Here is a 15,477-nt window from a genome sequence, read left to right as displayed (position 1 = left end):
TAACCTGTCTGTTTTGAACCTGGATCAAAATTCTGTGGCCTGCGCTGGGGGCTTGAGGGTGTTCCTGAAGGAGTCACGCTCTGGAAGTTTGGTCAGGCAAAAGGTCACCTGACATGACCTGTCCATTTCATGACATGGGGCTGAATGGTGTCCTGCAGGATAAAAGCACCAGATTCAAACCCCACTTTCTCAAGAGATCCGATGACGTTCCCATGACAAAAAGACAGTCTAATGGGGGCATTGCCCGAGAGGCAGAGGTGACCTGACCCATGCAAAACAGCCGCAAAGTGTTCTCTTCACGCTCCGACCAGTACTTCAAAGGACTGATTCTGGTGCTGGGCGTGGCCATCATCGCCATCTTCGGTGTCTCCCTCTACCAGCTTCTGGTGGGTGGATGGGACGCCCTGAAAACCTTCGGTCTGGGCTTTCTGACCAGCACCACCTGGGATGTTCCCAATGAACAATACGGAGCCCTCACCTTCATTGCAGGCACCCTGATCACCAGCATTGCTGCACTCTTGATTTCCGTGATGCTGGCCGTTCCTGCTGCCATCTTCGTGACCGAATATGCCCCCAAATGGCTTGCCGAGCCCGTCAGTTACCTGATCGAGTTGCTGGCCGCCATCCCCAGTGTGATTTACGGCCTGTGGGCCATCGTGACTCTGGTGCCTCTGGTTCAGAAGCTGCAGGTCTGGATTTTCACACAGCCAGAGCTGCAAAAAATCCAATGGTTGGTCTCTGCCCCCACTGGACGCGGTCTGTTCACTGCCATTCTGGTGCTGTCGATCATGGTGATTCCCTATACCGCCTCGGTGGCCCGCGATGTGATCCGTCTGGTTCCCTCAGACCAGCGTGAAGCCGCTTACGCTCTGGGTGCCACCAAATGGGAAGTGATTTCCATGGCCATTTTGCCTTACGCCCGAGCCGGTATTTTCGGGGGTGTGATCCTGAGTCTGGGTCGTGCACTCGGTGAAACCATGGCCGTCACCATGGTGATCGGCAACAACAACATCATCCCCAACACCCTGTTCAGTGCCACCAACACCATGGCTTCTGTGATTGCCACCCAGTTTCAGGAGGCCACCAGCGACCTGCAACTGTCCAGCCTGCTCGGCATCGGTCTGTTGCTGTTCATCATCAGCGTGATTGTGAACTACCTTGCCCGACTGATCATTGCCCGACTGACCCCGAAAGGAATCAAATGATGTCCTCTGGCGTCAAATCCCACCAGATCAAAGGCACCGGGCTCAGCTCTGGCCGCAAGTTCAAAAACAGCTTCATGGCTGCCCTGATGGTGCTGGCCACCCTGATCGTGCTCACCCCTCTGGTCCTGATTTTCTACTTCCTGATTGTCAACGGCATCCAGAGCATCAGCTGGGAAACCTTCACCCAGTTGCCCAAACCCGAGGGTGAAGAAGGGGGCGGATTCGCCAACGCCATCGTTGGATCGGTGATCATTGTGGGCATGGCAACCCTGATGGGGGTTTTTGTGGGCATCGGTGGCGGTGTGATGATCGCCGAATACCCCGAGCACCGTCTGGTTCCCGCTGTGCGCCTCATCAGCGACGTGCTCTCTGGCATCCCTGCCATCGTGATGGGTCTGGTGGCTTACACCCTGATCATTGCCGAATTCAAATCCTTCCGGGGTCTGGCTGCTGCGGTGGCTCTGGGCTTCATCATGATTCCCATCGTGGTCCGCACCACCGAGGAAGTGTTGAAACTGGTGCCTCAAACGGTGCGTGAAGCTGGACTGGCATTGGGCCTTCCCAAGTGGCGTGTGATTGTCAGCATCGTGCTGCCTGCTGCCCGCTCTGGGATCATCACCGGGGTCATGCTGGCGATTTCCCGGGTGTCCGGTGAAGCTGCCCCTCTGCTCTTCACCGCTCTGGGTTCCCAGTTCTGGCAACTGAACCCCTTCTCCAGCCTCGGGATGTCTGCCCTGCCTCTGGAGATTTACAACCGGGCCAACAGCCCCTTCCCCACCTCACTGCCTCTGGCTTACGCGGCCTCGCTGATTCTGGTGCTGATGGTCTTTGCCACCACCCTGATTGCCCGCATCGCCACCCGCAAGAAATAACGCCTGACCTTCAAGGAGTGCCCATGCAACCCATCCTGAATGCTGAAAATGTCTCCATCTACTACGGTCCCAAACGTGCCGTCAATGAAGTCTCCCTGTCCATCCAGCCCAACACCGTGAATGCCCTGATTGGACCCTCTGGTTGCGGAAAAACCACCTTCCTGCGTGCCATCAACCGCATGCACGACGTGACCCCCGGAGCCCGAGTGACCGGAAAAATCACCCTGGACGGTCAGGACATCTATGCCACAGACATGGACCCTGTGGCTGTGCGCCGCAGAATCGGGATGGTGTTCCAGAAGCCCAACCCCTTCCCCACCATGAGCGTTTACGACAATGTGGCCAGTGGCCTGAGGCTCTCTGGGGTGACACAGAAGTCTTACCTGGATCAGGTGGTGGAGCGTTCTCTGCGTCAGGCCGCCCTGTGGGATGAGGTCAAAGACCGCCTGAAATCCCCTGCAACCGGTCTCTCTGGAGGTCAGCAGCAGCGTCTGTGCATCGCCAGAGCCCTTGCCGTGGAGCCCGAAGTCCTCTTGATGGACGAGCCCACTTCTGCTCTGGACCCTGCATCCACCTCGAGGATTGAGGATTTGCTGTCCACCCTCAAAAAAGAGGTGACCATCCTGATCGTGACCCACAACATGCAGCAAGCCGCCCGGGTCAGCGACACCACCAGTTTCTTCCTGAACGGAGATCTGGTGGAAAATGGAGTCACCGCAAGCATTTTCACCAATCCCAGAGATGAACGCACCGAAGCATACGTGACCGGGCGTTTCGGTTAAGGAGGCTTTTCAGGCCATGCGCGACCAATTGGAACACAGCATTCAAGACATCAAAGCCAGCTTTTTGCGGATGCTTTCCATCAACATGGAACAGCTCAGTCTGGTGCAAAAGGGATTGATCACCAAAAATTTTCATCACCTGTCTGAGCACACCAAAAAACTGGATCTGGAAGTGGACCAGCTGGAGCACGATCTGGAAAGCATGTGCCTGACTGCCATTGCCCTGCACCAACCGGTGGCTGGAGATTTGCGTTTTATTGTGCTGGTGCTCAAAAGCCTCACCGATGCGGAGCGCATTGGGGATTATGCGGTGCATGTGGCCACCGATCTGGAGCAACTCGCAGGAACCATCACCACCGGTTTCTATTCGGACATTCAGCCTCTGGTGTCCAAACTGACCGAAATGATGGAAACGCTGGCTTACGCCTTTGCAGAGAAAAACCTGCGCTCGGTCAAAGACCTGCAGGAAATGGATCTGGAAGTGGATGCCTTCTATGAGCAGCTTCAGCGCTCCACACTCACAAGGGTCATGGAAGACTTGAGGATGACTTCCTCTGCCTTGAAACTCACCCGTCTGGCCCGCAGCTTTGAACGCCTCGGGGACCACATGGTGAACATTTCAGAACGCATCCACTACTGGATCACAGGTGTGCCTTTCGAAAAAGCCCTGTCACAGAACCACTGAAAACGCAAACCCCTGTCAAGCGACGGACTGGAAGGAAAACCCTTCTGGTCCGTTTTTCTCTGGCTGTCTTCTTTGGTTGACTGCCCAGCATCACACCGCACAAGCTGCACTTTGTCTGAAGGCAAAGACCTGTCACCTGAGAAGAAACATCTGCCCCGAGCCAGGTCCCATCTCAACTTTTCAAAATCTTCCAGAGCAAAACCAATATTGTCTTTCTGTGTTGTCTCTGGATGCAAAAAGATTGTTGCACCAGAGCAGAACAGCCCCAAACCTTCTGGCAAATGGCCCTTTTTGACTGGATGCATCTTTTGTGTTTCTGGATCAAGGGAAAGGGTGCGTGATAAAAAGCACAAATCTTCATGATTTGAGGTTTTCGCTGTCAGACACGTTTTTCTATGAAATGGTCCTGTACAGGTTTGTATGCTTTGCAACATAAATAGGGTAAAGTGGCACTGTGACACGCAGCAGCGAAATCGTACGCAACACCAATGAAACCCAGATTCAGATCCGTCTGAACCTTGATGAGCCGCTCTCAGGCCCCCTCTCCACCGGACACGGATTTCAGGAGCACATGCTGGATCAGGTGCGCAAACATGGACGCTTCGGACTGGTGATTGAAGCCACCGGAGATTTGCATGTGGACGTGCACCATCTGGCTGAAGATGTGGGCATTGCACTGGGGCAGGCTTTCAAACAGGCTCTGGGGGACATGAAAGGCATTGAACGTTACGCCGATGCTTTCGTGCCCATGGATGAAACACTGGCCCATGTGGTGCTGGATTTCTCGGGCCGTCCCCATCTAGGATTTGAACCCGAGAAGCTGGACGTGGTTGGAGATTCCAACGGTTACAACATTTACCACCTGCGCGAATTCCTGCGGGGGTTCTGCAACCATGCCGGGGTGACCCTGCATGTGCGCCTGCTCTCGGGCAGAGACGCCCACCACGTCATCGAAGCCATCACCAAAGCTTTTGCACGGGCACTGCATCTGGCGACCCGCATCACCAGCCAGAGCTTGCCCAGCACGAAAGGATTGCTGTGACCTCAACTTTGCTGGTGGATTATGGCAGCGGCAATCTGCGCTCTGCCGCCAAAGCCCTGGAGCGGGCAGGCTTCGAGGTGAAGGTCTCCTCCACCCCTCAGGACGTGGAAGAGGCCCAGTCGATTGTGATTCCCGGACAGGGTCACTTCGGACAGGTGATGACCGAATTCAAAGACTCTGGTTTTGAAGGTCCCATCCGTGAAGCCCTGCAAGCAGGCTTGCCCATTCTGGGCATCTGTGTGGGGATGCAACTGCTTTTTGAAGGCTCTGAAGAGTCTCCAGAGGTGCGGGGTCTGGGGTTGCTGCCCGGCCAACTCAAGAAGTTTCCCAAAGGGCTTGCTGTGCCCCAGATGCAATGGAACACCCTGCAAAAGGTCGGCGAGTGCCCGATCCTGAACGGTCTGACCGCAGAATCGATGGCCTATTTCGTGCACAGCTATTACGTTCCCGAAGATGGAGGGGTTCAGTCCGGAGCGCTCACCGATTATGGGGTGCCGTTCTGGAGTGTGGTGTCTCAGGGGAACCTGCACGGCACCCAGTTTCACCCCGAGAAGTCTCAGGCGGTGGGCCTCCACATCCTCAGGAACTTCCGCCAGTTGGTGGAATCCCACCTCTGAAACACCGCTCAAGCGTCTCAGAACATACTGTTCGAGGGGTCTCGGGCGTGAGATATTGCCAAAATGACCTGTAAATTCGGTACCATACCCATGAAGGAAACACACCATGACTGATCTGGAACTGCTCCAAAACGGAAAGCATTACGATCCTTTTCGCTTCCTGGGCCTGCATTTTGCAGGCGAAACCGGCACCCTGAGGGTGTGGTCCCCCCCGGCAGCCAGCATTGTGGCCCTTTTCCCTTCCGGGAAAACCTACGCTCTGGAACAACTGGACCCCAGCGGTCTGTTTGTCCATGAGCACATTGAGCAGGAAGAAAACGCGCATTCTTATCAAATCCAGATCACCTATCAAGATGGCAATGTGCAAACCACCCGTGACCCTTACTCGTTCTGGCCCACCCTCAGCGAGTTTGACCTGAGCCTGATCAAGATTGGCGAACACCACCAGTTGCACAAAAAACTGGGGGCCAATTGCATGGAGCATCAGGGGGCACATGGGGTGTCTTTTGCAGTCTGGGCACCCAACGCAGAGCGGGTCAGTGTGGTGGGCAACTTCAACGGCTGGAACGGTTTGCAGCATCCCATGCGCACACTGGGCGACTCAGGCATCTGGGAGATTTTCCTGCCTTTCATCGGGCATGGAGAGTACTACAAGTTCGAAATTCGCTCCAGAGATGGCAGCGTTTTCCTGAAAAGCGATCCTCTGGCCCGGTTTTCTGAAATGCGTCCCGGAACCGCTTCCATTGTGTACGATCTGACACAATTCGACTGGAACGACGAAGAATGGATCCAGAGCCGCCAGGAAGACACCCGCAAAGACCCCATCAGCATCTATGAGGTTCACCTCGGGTCATGGATGGTCGGTCCAGAAGGCAAATTCCTGAATTACCGGGAACTGGCCCACAAGCTTGCAGACTACGTGGTGGACCTCGGGTACACCCACGTGGAACTGCTGCCTGTCAGTGAGCATCCCTTTGATGGGTCATGGGGCTATCAGGTCACAGGCTACTTTGCCCCCACCAGTCGCTTCGGAAACCCTGACGACTTCAAGTACTTCATGAACCACATGCATGAACGGGGCATCGGTGTGATCGTGGACTGGGTGCCCGGCCACTTCCCCAAAGATGCCCACGGACTCGGGCGCTTTGATGGCACCCCCCTTTACGAATACGCCGACCCACGCAAAGGGGAACACCTCGATTGGGGCACCTACATCTTTGACTATGGCCGCACCGAAGTGGTCAATTTCCTGCTGGCCAGTGCCCTGTTCTGGATTGAGGAGTACCACATCGATGGGCTGCGTGTGGATGCCGTCGCCAGCATCCTCTATCTGGACTTCTCCAGACCCCACGATGCATGGATCCCCAACATTTATGGGGGCAACGAAAACCTCGAAGCCATCCACTTCCTGAAGCGCCTGAACGAACTGACCCACCAGTACCACCCCGGCATCCTCACCATGGCGGAAGAATCCTCTGCTTTTGCAGGGGTCAGCCGTCCTGTGTACGCCGGAGGTCTGGGCTTCGATTACAAGTGGGGCATGGGCTGGATGAACGACTCTCTGGCCTACTTCGAGAAAGATTCCCTGTACCGCAAATTCGAGCACCACAAGATCAGCTTCTTCATGGTGTACGCCTACCACGAAAACTATGTGCTGCCCATCTCCCACGACGAAGTGGTGCACGGCAAAAAGAGCCTCCTGGACAAAATGCCCGGCGACAAATGGCAAAAACACGCCAACCACCGGGCGTTCCTCGCCTACATGTGGACCATGCCCGGCAAGAAACTGCTGTTTCAGGGTCAGGAGTTTGGCCAGTGGCAGGAGTGGAGCGAGGCCAGAGGCATCGACTGGCACCTCACCGAGTACCCCGAGCACAAAGGCACCCAGTTGCTGATCCGTGACCTGAACCACCTGTACCGCTACGAAAAAGCCCTGCACACCAGCGACTGCATTCCCGGCGGATTCCAGTGGATCAATGTCTCTGACTCCGAAAACAGCGTGTTCAGTTACATCCGCAAAGACCTTGACTCTCAGGAGCAGGTGATTGTGGTGACCAACTTCACCCCTGTGGAGCGCACCGCCTACCGCATTGGGGTTCCAGAGGCTGGCTCTTACCGCGAACTCCTCAACACCGACGCAGAAATTTATGGAGGCGGAAACCGGGGCAACCTCGGGTTGGTGCACAGCACCGATCAGCCTTTCAATGGTTTCCAGCACAGCATGGAAGTGCTGATTCCAGCTCTGGGCGTGGTGATCCTCAAAAAAGAAGTCTGATTTCCAGTACAGGCTCAGAGCATTGGACAGAGAAACCAGAGGAGGTCCGTATCAAGGCCTCCTCATTTTGATTGGGTAACCTGAAGAAGATGAAGTACGCTGCCCTTGGCATTCTGGCTGTTCTGGCTGTTCTGTTGATGTTGCCTTTGCTCGGTGGTCCCACCGTGCCGTTCTGGGTGATTGGTTTGTTGTTGGTGCTGCGCATCGTGATTCAGTGGGTATCTGCACCCACCCCACAAACCCGACGTGCTCTGGTGGCCCCCACCATTCTGGTGATTGGCGTGATTGCCATCGTGGCTTTCAATCCGCCACAGTAAAACCCTTTCCAAAAATGCCCCTTCTGAAATCCAGAAGGGGCATTGCTTCTTTGGTCAGTAAAGCCTCATTTCTTGAGGTTGCGCAAAGCCCCGAGCACATCCAGTTTGAACTGCTGGCTCTGGCTGTCCCAGCCGATCTTCACGCCGGGAGCCACAGCTTGCTGGAACCGCAACAGGCTGTCCAGACGGTTGGCAGGCTGGGCTTCCATGGAGAACAGCACCAGCCTGAGGGCCAGTTGCTTGAGGGGCTGTTTGATTTTCCCAGACGCCACAGGAGCTGGATTGGCAGGCGCAGTTGGCTTGGTGCTGCCCACGGGTGGTTTGCTGGGGGTCACAGTGCTGGGCACCTGTTGGGGGGTGTTGCTGGCAATGCGTTGCAGGTTTTCCCACTCGGTGGTGTTCAGTTGTCTGCCCCATCCCAGAGACACACCCCGGTAACTGGACCAGTGCCCGAGGCTCTGGGATCCGAGTCCCACCAACTGGTACAGGGTGCCCTTGCTGGTGATCACGTAGGCGTAACCGTTGTCGGTCAGGGAGACTGGGGTGTCGATTTTGCTGTCCAGTTCCAGTTGCCAGAGGATTTCTCCGGTTTCGCTGACCCCATACAGCATGCCTGCATAGTTGCCCACCACGATTTCTCCGTTGCTGGTCTGGATTGCAGGGGCAGCAATGGCTTTCTTGAGGTCGGTTTTCCATGCGAGGGTGCCGTCCCTGTTCAGGGCATAGAGGTCGCTGTCAAATGAACCCACCACGATCAGGCCTTTTTCCGTGATGATCGGAGAAGCGTTCACAAACAAACGGGTGGCGTATTTCCATTTCAGAGAGCCGTCAGGGTTGATGGCGTAAATGCTGCGGTCACTGCTGCCGATGTAAACCGTGCCATCTTCGTCAATGGCTGGGCTGGAAAACAGGGTGGAACCTGCTTTGAAGGTCCATTTGAGTTTGCCCTCGGGGGTCAGGGCGTACATTTTGCCGTCCTGACTTCCGAAATAGATGGTGCCATCCAGAGCCTGTGCAGGACTGGAATACACGCCCTCTCCGGCCCGGAATTCCCAGAGCTTTTTGCCTTCTTGAACCGCCACCACTTGCCCTTTGACACTGGCAGCCACAACCGTGCCATCGTCACGCAAGAGGGGGGTGGCGAAAAGGTCACCATCGAGGTTGTAACGCCATTTCAGGCGACCATCTGGCAAGATGGCCTGCAGGTGATCGTTGTAGGCCCCAAAGTAAATGGTTCCGTCCAGCGTGCGGACGCCAGGCGCCCGGGCAATGTCGGTGATGGCGACTTCCCAGTTCTTCTGTCCCTTTGGACTGAGGTTCTGGATGAGGTTTCCTTTGATGAGAAGCAAAGTAGAACCGTCTGGCATCGCTGTGGGTGCACTGAGCGCTCCAAGGTTTTTGCTCCATGAAATTGCTGGTTTGGCGAGGGTTGAGCCTGTGAGGCAGGAAGTGCAAATGAGCAAAGCGCTTCCCAGAGAGGTTAATGGTTTCTTTACGCTAAGACGTGGAAGCATATTTCTCACAGTACTAACGAGCATACCCAATATATAATGCAGGTGTATGAAAAAGATTCTCATCACCAGTTTAATGATCGTCTTTGGCAGCGCTTTTGCTCAAACCTCTGACTCCACCACTGCCCCCACCACCGATGTGGCCACCACCACTGCTGCGGTTTCTCCTGAAGAGCACTATGCCCGTGCTCAGGAGCTTGCTGCACAGGCAGAAGTGGCTTACCCCATTCCCTTCTATGACCGCGACCTCTGGAAAGCCGCCGTCTCGGAAGCAGACATGGCCGTCAAAGGCGATGCCAACCGCGAGTACCGCTCTTACCTGGGCCAGTTGTACACCACCACCCAGTGGTGGATCAATGGCTACCGCATCTGGGTTGAGCTTGGCGACCTGACCGACGAAGAAAAAGTCTGGGCTGCCGAAACCGCTGCCAAACTGGCTTACATGCGTCTGCAACAAAACGACAAAGCCAAAGCCCGTGAATACGTGCAGCAAGGCCTGAAGTGGCAAGAAACCGACAGCCTGAAAGCCCTTGCCAAACGGGTGATGTAAGACCTTCGTCACAGCATTCTTCACCAGAACATGCTAAAAAGCAGAGGAAGCCCTCTGCTTTTTTCTCATGAGTTTGGTTTCATTTTTCTTACACTTTTCTTCATTTTTTGGTCTTAAGCTATTCTTCAGGTTTGACAGATCCCCATGCCATAAATCAAGGCAAAAGTCCGATAAAGACAGGACTTTTGCCTTTGATGTTCAGGCTGAAATCTCTTCACTGTCGATGCGCACAAAACTGCCCGACATGCGTTTTTCCACCAACACTCTGGCAGGAAGCCTTGCCGCCAGAGCAGGCACGTGCGTGATGACCCCCACCATGCGACCAGAGATCTGCAGCTTTTCCAGTGCTCGGGCAACAGCATCCAGGGCCTGTGGATCAAGGGTTCCGAAACCCTCGTCCAGAAAGAGGGCACCCAGCAGTTTGTTGCCAGCCAGATAATCGCTCAGGGCAATGGCCAGAGACAGGCTTGCCAGAAAGGTTTCTCCGCCAGAAAGGGTCCGAATCGGGCGGGTCTCGCCGGCATTCCAGTGGTCTGAAACCACATATTCCCCATCTTGCAGGTGCAAAGCATAACGGCCATCGCTGATGTCGGTCAGCAGGGCTCCAGCACCAATCAGCAACTGTTCCTCGACCTCTTCCAGCAAAAATTTGGGAAAGCGGTCCAACTGGAGGTTTTTGGCCAGAGCATCCCAGGTGTTCAGGGTCTTCTGGTGCAGGGCTGCTTCTTTGACCAGCGTGCGCTTCAGGTCCAGCTTTTCTTTCAGATGGCTTTGCTGGGACTGCAACTGTCCGACCTGCACACTGAGCCCTTTCAGAGAAACGGTCAGGGTCTGCAACGCTGACTTTTGTTGCAGGTGCAGCTCTGGTTGGTACTCACGTCCGGCCTTTTTTTCCTGCACTTCTTGCAGTTGGGCCTGCACACCAGCCAAACGGGTTCGCCACTGCTGAACTTTTTGTCTGGCTTCTTGCATCTGCTCTGGCGTCATGGCACAGGCCAGAGCCTCTTCTTGCGTCATGGCAAGGGTGCTCAGGGCTTCTTGCAAGCCACGGTGGGCTTCCTGCCACTCCTGTTCACGCTCGGTCACCTGTTGGCTCTGGAGGTCCAGTTGGGCTTTCAGGGCAGAGGTCTGGCTTTCTGCAGCAGAAAGCAGGCGATAGCTGTTCTGCTCCATTTGTTGGAAACGGGCTTTCTCTTGCTGCAATGCCTTGAAGCGTTTCTCGGGGTCGTCTCCCCCACTCTTTTGCAAAATGGTTTGCGCCAAGCCAGAGAGCAACGCCTGCATCTGTTGCTGTGGGTCACTGGTGGTGAGCCCACCCTGTTTGGCTTGAAAACCCTGCTGTCGTTTCTTGAGTTCGGTTTCCCGTTCGGTCAGAAACTCCTGCCCCTGCTGCATGCGGGCTGTGACGGCATGCAACTGGTTTTTGGCGTTTTGATAGTTTTCAACGATGGTTTCCAGATGTTTTTCGGCTTGTTTGACCTGCTTTTCAAGGGCCGTGATGTCTTGCGGAACATGAACAGGCAAGGACCGCACCTGTTGTTCGCAGACCGGACAGGGTTCTCCCACTTTCAAATGGGCTTTGAGGTGCAATGCCTGATGCTGCACTCTGGAGGTTTCCAGCAGGGTTTTCAGGCGCTCCACTTCGGTGCGGGCTTCTTTGCCTTGTGGAATCAATTGCTCCATCAGGTCACGCAAGCGTTGCTGTTCTTTTTGCTCTTTGAGGAGTTGCTGCTTTTGCTGCTGGATGCGCTGCTGTTCCTGCCCGATCTGCAAAGCTTCTGCTTCCAGTTGGGCTTTCAGTTCCACCATGTTGCGGGCCTGTGCATACGCGTCTTCAGACCATGGCAAGACCACAGGGCTTGCTTTGAGTTGCCCCCCGAGTTGCTTCAAGCGGGCATACAGACCCTGAGCGTCCTGCAAAGCAGACATCTGGCTCTCCAGCTCTGGCACCTGAAGCGCTTGCCCTCTGGCTTGCTGGTAAGCTTTTTCAGCTTCCTGAAGTTTCAGGGTGGCCTGCTGATGGGCCTGCTGGCTTTTCTGATGGTTCAGTTTGGCCTGTTGCCATTTTTCCTGCAAAGAGGTTGTGGTTCGGATCAAGGTCAGGACGCCTGCCACCTCCAGAGCGGCTTGCACCTGCTGTTCCAGCTTTTCCATGGCAGGTTGGCTGGAGAGCAGGGTTTGCATGTCCCTCTGGTGCCGGGTTTCTTGTTGATGCAGGGCTGCAAGTTCTTCTTGCACCACCAGAGCCTCAGACAACTGGGTTTGTTGTTGTTCCTGCTCCTGCAAGGTGTGCAGGGTGGTGTCCAGTTGGGTGGCCAGTTCCTTCAGGCGTTCATCGGTCACTTCGGCAAACTCTGTGTCCAGCCGGTGCTGCAGGAGGTCATGCTGGGTGCGTGCAGAACGGGCTTTTTCAGAAGCCACTTTTTGCATGCGGGTGAAACGGTCCAGTCCGATCAACTTCCCGAGCAATTCCTGTTTTTCCCGGCTGTTGCCCTTCAGGAAACGGTCAAATTGACCCTGTGGAAGCAAAATGGCCCGTGTGAACGAGTCAAAGGACAATCCCACCACTTTCTCGATTTCCGACTGGATGTCTTTTTTCTTGTTGCCTTCCACAGCCGTCACGGCTTTGCCATCCTGAATTCTGGACAGGCGGGTTTCGCTTTCGCTGGCTTTGCGTCCCTTGGAACGGGCCACCTCGAAACGCTCTTGTCCCACCTCAAATTCAAAACGCACGGAAAGGCTCTGGGCCCCCTGAGAAATCAGGGCATCCAGTCCTTTGGCACCCAGACGGGGGGTTTCACCGTACAGGGCAAAGCAGATGGCATCCAGCAAACTGCTCTTTCCACTGCCGGTCTGTCCCTGAATGGCATACAGGGACAACTCTGAAAAATCCACCTCGGTGTGCTCCCGAAAGCAGGTGAAGTTTTGCAGGGTGAGTTTCAGGGGCTTCACGGCTCTTCTCCTTCTTGAATCAGGCGTGAAGCTTCCAGAAACGCTTCACGGATGTCCTCTGGCAAGGCACCATGCCGGTCCAGATAATACTGCTCGAAAAGCTGCACATCCGACAGGTGGGCACGGGCCGCCGCTCTGGACTTCACTTCCTGCTGGGACACCTCAATTTCGATGGCCAGAGCATTGGGCAGCACCTTGGCCACCCGTTCTTTGAGGCCTGCAGATCCCATTCCGGCAGGCAATTCCACAATCACACGCAGCAAGCCTTCAAAGTGCACCAGACTGTCCATCTGCTCAATCTGGTCGAGTTGAACCCGCACGGTTTTCAAGGGCTTGCCACTGGTGAGGGGCACCTGCTGCATTTTGATGGGACGGCCCGGCTCGGCTTCGATGAGGTTCACGTATTTTTTCTCGCCTGCTTCGCCAAAATCCAGCTGGATGATGCTTCCTGCATAATAGGCTGGCGGCAACTCCGACACCTGCTGGGGCTTGTGGATGTGCCCTAGCGCAACATACTGCAACGCTTCAGGGAGCATGCGGGCACTGACCGTATAGCTGTTGGTGATGTCAAAAATGAAGTTCCGCTCGCTGCCTGAAGGGGCACTGCCATCAAAGGTCAGGTGCATCATCAACATGTTGACAGCGTCAGGTTTCAACAAAGAGCCCATTCGACGCAGGAAAAAGTTCATGCCTTCCTGATACTTTTGACGCCACTGGCTGACATTGCCTTCGGCCACATCGGCCAACTTGACCAGTCTGCGCTCAGACAGGAACGGGAAAGCCAGCACCTGCAGCACGTTTCCATCTCTGGCCTGCACAGGATACACCAGTTCTTTCAGGTCGGGGGTCACGTGGGTCACCATGTGGGCACCCACATGCCTGAGGAGGCCACGGATGCTCCGCAGGCGTTCTGCACTGTCGTGGTTTCCAGCAATGGTCACGCTGGGAATGCCCGCTTCTTTGAGGCCCAGATAGAATTCATAGATGGCGTCTTCGGCGGCGGCACTCGGGTTGACGGTGTCAAAGACATCTCCAGAGACCAGCACCGCATCCACGCGGGCATCTCTGGCAATGGAAAGGATTTCATTGAGGGTGGCTCGAATTTCGGGGGTGCGGTCCAGACCACGAAGCTGTCGTCCGGCATGAAAATCCCCGGTGTGGAGAATGCGCATGATGACCATTGTAGGGGGTTGGCGCGACAGAATTGTGCAGCCCATTGGAGACCAGAGAGAGTGTTTTGTACAGATGCCAAACTTGTGAATCCAGCACGATTGCTTTACACTTTTTTTACACTCACAATTTGCAAATGCGAAATACCTGTTAAACTTCTCTTAAGTACGCATTTCCTGACGTGATGCTTCAAACGCGCCAGCCATCGAGGTTCCCCATGTCCAGACTTTCTCATCTCTCCACCCTCTGTCTGCTTACCCTCGCCCTCAGCGCATGTTCCACTTCCCGGATGCCAGACTCTGGACCTTCATCAGAGCCTACACATTACATCCAGCAAAAAACCCTCTCGGCTTCTGAAGATCCCGTTCAGGTGGCCCATGCGTTGGGAGGGCAGGTGGTCTTCTGGCATCCTGAAAGCCGTACTTTGCTGGTGGGTCTGAAAACATCTGCACTGCTCAAGCAAAGCACATCAGGCACCCTCGAACCCGATCAAGGTGTGGTTCAGGTTCCGGAATCCACCATCTACGCCAATGGTCCAGTGTTGTGGGGCGATGGTCCGGTCCTCTGGGGTGACGGTCCAGTGCTCTGGGGCGATGGTCCAGTCCTCTGGGGCGATGGGCTGTATGGTCCTGTTCCAGAGAACACGGCTTCATGGTCTCAACTGGGATTGAAAGAAGCGCAACTCAGCACCCCATCTGCCGGAAACAGCATCACTGTGGCGGTGCTGGATTCAGGGCTGGATTTTCAACACCCTGCTTTTCCCTCACAGGTCCTGACCAGCCAGAACGCCTGGAAAGATTTCGTGGACAACGACAACCTCCCACAAGAAGTGGGCGTTCCGGGCAACACCGGTTATGGTCACGGAACAGCGGTGAGCAGCATTGTGCTGCAAGTGGCACCCAGAATCAAACTCTTGCCCGTGCGCATCTTGAATTCAGATGGAAAAGGCGACCTGTCAGACCTGGTGCGTGGCATTTACCACGTGGTGGACCGAGGTGCCAGAATCATCAACCTCAGTGTGGGTCTGCCCGAGAAATCCGCAGCCTTGCAAGCGGCCCTGAGTTATGCAGCATCCAAAAACGTGCTGGTGGTCAGCAGTGCAGGAAACAGCAACCTTTATGGCCTGAACTCCCCTGCCCGTTACTCTGACAGCAATCCGCTGGTGGTCAGTGTGGGAAGTGTACAAACCAACCTCCAAAAATCCATCTTCAGCAATTACCACGAAACCTTGACCCTTTCTGCACTGGGAGAAAACATTTATGTGGCCTATCCCGGTGGCTTGAAGTCCAGAGGCTACGGCACTTCCTTTGCAGCTCCACAAGTGGCAGGTGCGCTGGCTCTGGCGCTGGGTCAAAATGCTAACCTCTCCAGTTCATCTGCTGTCCAAGCCCTGAAAAATTCAGCAATCCCCCTCAACGCTTACAATCCAACGTTCCAGAATCAGTTGGGTGCAGGTCTGCTGAATGTTCACACTTTCGTGGAAACCACCAGGCCCTGAA

General features: G+C 55.1%; 13 protein-coding genes. 10 read left to right on the top strand and 3 right to left on the bottom strand.

The features are described 5' to 3' along the window. Positions 1–269: 269 nt before the first annotated feature. The 8 genes from pstC to Q371_RS08735 all read left to right on the top strand — a co-directional run bounded on the left by pstC (position 270) and on the right by Q371_RS08735 (position 7,795). Positions 270–1,205, top strand: coding sequence for a phosphate ABC transporter permease subunit PstC (gene pstC, locus Q371_RS08775; RefSeq protein ID WP_034339099.1), 936 nt, complete (start codon positions 270–272; stop codon positions 1,203–1,205). Then, positions 1,202–2,077, top strand: a complete 876-nt coding sequence (gene pstA, locus Q371_RS08770) for a phosphate ABC transporter permease PstA (RefSeq protein ID WP_034339098.1) — start codon at positions 1,202–1,204, stop codon at positions 2,075–2,077. The genes pstC and pstA overlap by 4 nt, the downstream gene beginning before the upstream one ends. A 23-nt stretch (positions 2,078–2,100) precedes the next feature. Beyond that, positions 2,101–2,859 carry a phosphate ABC transporter ATP-binding protein PstB gene (pstB, locus tag Q371_RS08765; RefSeq protein WP_034339096.1) on the top strand — a complete coding sequence of 253 codons (759 nt, stop codon included), beginning with the start codon at positions 2,101–2,103 and terminating at the stop codon, positions 2,857–2,859. A gap of 16 nt (positions 2,860–2,875) precedes the next feature. Beyond that, positions 2,876–3,544, top strand: coding sequence for a phosphate signaling complex protein PhoU (gene phoU, locus Q371_RS08760; RefSeq protein WP_034339093.1), 669 nt, complete (start codon positions 2,876–2,878; stop codon positions 3,542–3,544). 454 nt (positions 3,545–3,998) lie between these two features. Further along, a complete protein-coding gene (gene hisB / locus Q371_RS08750; RefSeq protein WP_034339089.1) occupies positions 3,999–4,586 on the top strand; it encodes an imidazoleglycerol-phosphate dehydratase HisB in 588 nt (195 codons plus the stop codon). After that, the gene (gene hisH / locus Q371_RS08745; protein WP_034339087.1) at positions 4,577–5,203 is read left to right on the top strand and encodes an imidazole glycerol phosphate synthase subunit HisH; all 627 of its coding nucleotides are present in this window, start codon (positions 4,577–4,579) and stop codon (positions 5,201–5,203) included. The genes hisB and hisH overlap by 10 nt, the downstream gene beginning before the upstream one ends. A 106-nt stretch (positions 5,204–5,309) precedes the next feature. Further along, complete coding sequence (gene glgB / locus Q371_RS08740) at positions 5,310–7,478, top strand: 1,4-alpha-glucan branching protein GlgB (RefSeq protein WP_034339086.1); 2,169 nt, start codon at positions 5,310–5,312, stop codon at positions 7,476–7,478. Between the two features lie 89 nt (positions 7,479–7,567). Continuing rightward, on the top strand, positions 7,568–7,795 hold the full coding sequence (locus tag Q371_RS08735) for a hypothetical protein (RefSeq protein WP_034339084.1): 228 nt from the start codon (positions 7,568–7,570) through the stop codon (positions 7,793–7,795). Between the two features lie 65 nt (positions 7,796–7,860). Here Q371_RS08735 and Q371_RS08730 read toward each other — a convergent pair whose 3' ends face one another. Next, positions 7,861–9,162: an outer membrane protein assembly factor BamB family protein gene (locus tag Q371_RS08730; protein ID WP_051963820.1), complete on the bottom strand. Its 1,302-nt coding sequence runs from the start codon at positions 9,160–9,162 to the stop codon at positions 7,861–7,863. A gap of 193 nt (positions 9,163–9,355) precedes the next feature. On the opposite strand from Q371_RS08730, the gene Q371_RS08725 reads away from it, so the two are divergent. Next, positions 9,356–9,856 (top strand): hypothetical protein, encoded by a 501-nt coding sequence (locus Q371_RS08725; RefSeq protein WP_034339082.1) that lies wholly within the window; start codon positions 9,356–9,358, stop codon positions 9,854–9,856. Between the two features lie 198 nt (positions 9,857–10,054). Here Q371_RS08725 and Q371_RS08720 read toward each other — a convergent pair whose 3' ends face one another. Beyond that, entirely contained in the window at positions 10,055–12,808 is a 2,754-nt protein-coding gene (locus Q371_RS08720) for an SbcC/MukB-like Walker B domain-containing protein (protein ID WP_034339079.1), read from the bottom strand. After that, positions 12,805–13,980 carry a metallophosphoesterase family protein gene (locus Q371_RS08715; RefSeq protein ID WP_034339288.1) on the bottom strand — a complete coding sequence of 392 codons (1,176 nt, stop codon included), beginning with the start codon at positions 13,978–13,980 and terminating at the stop codon, positions 12,805–12,807. The genes Q371_RS08720 and Q371_RS08715 overlap by 4 nt, the downstream gene beginning before the upstream one ends. A 287-nt stretch (positions 13,981–14,267) precedes the next feature. Here Q371_RS08715 and Q371_RS08710 point away from each other — a divergent pair, with 287 nt between their 5' ends. After that, positions 14,268–15,476: a S8 family peptidase gene (locus Q371_RS08710; RefSeq protein ID WP_169743811.1), complete on the top strand. Its 1,209-nt coding sequence runs from the start codon at positions 14,268–14,270 to the stop codon at positions 15,474–15,476. The last annotated feature ends 1 nt before the right edge of the window (position 15,477 follow it).

This window comes from Deinococcus misasensis DSM 22328 (assembly GCF_000745915.1).
Classification (GTDB): Bacteria; Deinococcota; Deinococci; order Deinococcales; family Deinococcaceae; genus Deinococcus_C; species Deinococcus_C misasensis.
The sequence above is the reverse complement of the archived record's forward strand: the minus strand, read 5'-3'. Positions and strand labels throughout refer to the sequence as shown.

Bases quoted from the DNA above. Each gene is read 5' to 3' on its own strand.
- pstC (WP_034339099.1), top strand. From the start codon at position 270: ATGCAAAACAGCCGCAAAGTGTTCTCTTCACGCTCCGACCAGTACTTC.
- pstA (WP_034339098.1), top strand. From the start codon at position 1,202: ATGATGTCCTCTGGCGTCAAATCCCACCAGATCAAAGGCACCGGGCTC.
- pstB (WP_034339096.1), top strand. From the start codon at position 2,101: ATGCAACCCATCCTGAATGCTGAAAATGTCTCCATCTACTACGGTCCC.
- phoU (WP_034339093.1), top strand. From the start codon at position 2,876: ATGCGCGACCAATTGGAACACAGCATTCAAGACATCAAAGCCAGCTTT.
- glgB (WP_034339086.1), top strand. From the start codon at position 5,310: ATGACTGATCTGGAACTGCTCCAAAACGGAAAGCATTACGATCCTTTT.
- Q371_RS08735 (WP_034339084.1), top strand. From the start codon at position 7,568: ATGAAGTACGCTGCCCTTGGCATTCTGGCTGTTCTGGCTGTTCTGTTG.
- Q371_RS08730 (WP_051963820.1), bottom strand. From the start codon at position 9,162: ATGCCAGACGGTTCTACTTTGCTTCTCATCAAAGGAAACCTCATCCAG.
- Q371_RS08725 (WP_034339082.1), top strand. From the start codon at position 9,356: ATGAAAAAGATTCTCATCACCAGTTTAATGATCGTCTTTGGCAGCGCT.
- Q371_RS08715 (WP_034339288.1), bottom strand. From the start codon at position 13,980: ATGCGCATTCTCCACACCGGGGATTTTCATGCCGGACGACAGCTTCGT.
- Q371_RS08710 (WP_169743811.1), top strand. From the start codon at position 14,268: ATGCCAGACTCTGGACCTTCATCAGAGCCTACACATTACATCCAGCAA.